The 2,331-nt window shown below is 65.6% G+C and carries 4 protein-coding genes; 1 reads left to right on the forward strand and 3 read right to left on the reverse strand.

The features are described 5' to 3' along the window. On the reverse strand, positions 1-558 hold a 558-nt coding region (locus VKI00_RS16920; RefSeq protein WP_324439338.1), incomplete at its 3' end, for an SDR family oxidoreductase. Between the two features lie 57 nt (positions 559-615). Here VKI00_RS16920 and VKI00_RS16925 point away from each other — a divergent pair. Then, positions 616-1,176, forward strand: a complete 561-nt coding sequence (locus VKI00_RS16925; protein WP_324439340.1) for a carboxymuconolactone decarboxylase family protein — start codon at positions 616-618, stop codon at positions 1,174-1,176. A gap of 4 nt (positions 1,177-1,180) precedes the next feature. On the opposite strand, the gene VKI00_RS16930 is transcribed toward VKI00_RS16925, so the two are convergent. Together VKI00_RS16930 and guaA are read right to left on the reverse strand one after the other, a co-directional pair. Continuing rightward, positions 1,181-1,534: a UBP-type zinc finger domain-containing protein gene (locus VKI00_RS16930; RefSeq protein WP_324439342.1), complete on the reverse strand. Its 354-nt coding sequence runs from the start codon at positions 1,532-1,534 to the stop codon at positions 1,181-1,183. A 2-nt stretch (positions 1,535-1,536) separates the two neighbouring features. Next, on the reverse strand, positions 1,537-2,331 hold a 795-nt coding region (guaA, locus tag VKI00_RS16935), incomplete at its 5' end, for a glutamine-hydrolyzing GMP synthase (RefSeq protein ID WP_324439344.1).

The raw sequence follows: 2,331 nt of genomic DNA on the forward strand, positions 1-2,331 counted from the left end.
CGCCCGCACGCCGCGCTTTCCCTCACTGGTCGCGACGTACATCGTCAGGGTGTGCACCCCGGACTTCGACACACCGTAGGCCAAACGGGTCCGGTCACCCGATAGCGCCGCCCCCGACGACATGTTGACGATGGAACCGCCTCCGCCCTTTCGCATTTCGGGCACGACGTACTTGCACATCAGCAGCTGGCTTCCGAGGTTGACTTCCAAAGACCGCTGCCACACGTCCAGCGGCATCTCGGTCACGGTGGTATCCCGCGACAGGAAGCTACTGGTGGTCAGCGCCGCATTGTTGTGCAGGACATCGACGCGGCCGAACTCCGCCACCGTGGATTGCACGACGTGCCTGGCCGCCGGCTCTTCTGCGAGGTCGCCGCCGAGTGCGATCGCCCGCGCGCCCGTCCGCCGAATCTCGTCGACGACCTCGGCGGCCTTCGCCTCGTCGATATCGACGACCGCGACGGCGGCGCCTTCACGCGCCAATTCGTGCGCCGTTGCCGCACCGATCCCGCCGGCACCTCCGGTGACTATCGCGACCTTTCCGGCAAGTCTGGACATCGAGTGCTCCCAAGGCCGGTTCTTTGCGGTGACGCTAAAGAAAGTTAGCCTGATTCGATGCCGCGTATTGCGCCAATCCCGATGCAAGAGCTCAGCTCACACTCCCGCGAGATCGTGGAGGCCGGCGTCGCGGCCGGACTCTACGCGACCCCGGTTCCGCTGCAGATCTTCGCGTATCGCAGCGCGCAGCTCGAACAGGTCAACATGGCCAGGACCCACCTCGGTGCCGGCACCCTGCTAGGCGGCCGGATACTGGAGCTGTTGCGCATTCGCAGCGCCCAGCTGGGCGAGTGCGAGCCCTGCAGCCAATCACGCAAGCACGACTCGATCACCGACGAAGATGTCGCCTGCCTGCTGGCGCCGGGCCATGGCGCGCTGACGCCGCAGGAGCAGATGGCCGTCGAGTTCATCGACCTGCTCTCCGCCGATCACCACGCAATGGACGACGAGTTCTACCAGCGTTTGGGTGAGCATTTCACCGCGGCACAGATTGTCGAACTTGGCTTCACCTGCGCCGGGGTGATGGGATTGCACCGCTTCATCCACACCCTCGACGTCTACGGCGAGTCGACGCCTGTCATCGGCTACTCCTCCGACCAGGTCGATTCGGCGAGGTGAACTCTCAGACGTCTTGCTGACCGAGCAGGTCGGCCCAGTCGCGCGGCACTCGATCGCGAGGACCGGGGACCGTCTGGTCGTCGGGATGGGATTTCGGTGGCGCAAGTTCGGGACCTTCGTAGTAGTCATTGGTCTCGTAGTCCCAGAACCAGTCCTCGCCCGGCTCGAACGACCGGATGATCGGGTGTCCAGTCTGTCGCCAATGCTGCGTTGCGTGCCGGGACAGCGAATCGTCGCAGCAACCGATGTGGCCGCAGGCCGCACACCGCCGCAGGTGCACCCACCAACCACCGGCCGCGTCACACTCGGCACAGCCTGTACCACTGGGCGGCACCGACGGGTCGACAGCAGCAGCCATCGCTACTCCCACTCGATGGTGCCGGGCGGCTTGCTGGTGACATCGAGCACCACGCGGTTGACCTCAGCCACCTCGTTGGTGATCCGGGTCGAAATCCGTTCCAGCACTTCGTAAGGCACCCGCGTCCAGTCGGCGGTCATGGCGTCCTCGCTGGAAACCGGCCGCAACACGATCGGATGCCCGTACGTCCGGCCGTCGCCCTGCACGCCGACTGACCGGACATCGGCGAGCAGCACGACCGGGCACTGCCAGATCTGCTGGTCCTGACCCGCAGCGGTCAGCTCCTCGCGCGCGATCGAGTCGGCACGGCGCAGCGTATCCAGCCGCGCCGCGGTGACCTCACCGACGATGCGGATCGCCAGGCCCGGCCCCGGAAATGGCTGGCGTGCAACGATTTCCTCGGGCAGGCCCAATTCGCGCCCGACTGCGCGTACCTCGTCTTTGAACAGGAGTCGCAAGGGCTCGACAAGGGTGAACTTGAGATCATCAGGCAGGCCGCCGACATTGTGGTGGCTCTTGATGTTCGCGGCACCGGCCCCGCCGCCGGACTCCACCACGTCGGGATACAGTGTGCCCTGCACCAGGAACTCAATATCTTTGTTTTCCAACGTGTCTCGCACAGCACCCTCGAAGGCGCGAATGAACTGCCGCCCGATGATCTTGCGCTTGCCCTCGGGATTGGTCACCCCGGACAGCGCCTCGAGGAACGTCGCTTCCGCATCGACGGTCACCAGGTTGGCGCCGGTAGCGGCGACGAAGTCACGCTGCACCTGGGCGCGTTCGCCGGCGCGCAGCAG

The sequence above is a fragment of the Mycobacterium sp. genome (genome assembly GCF_035314665.1).
Lineage (GTDB): Bacteria > Actinomycetota > Actinomycetes > Mycobacteriales > Mycobacteriaceae > Mycobacterium.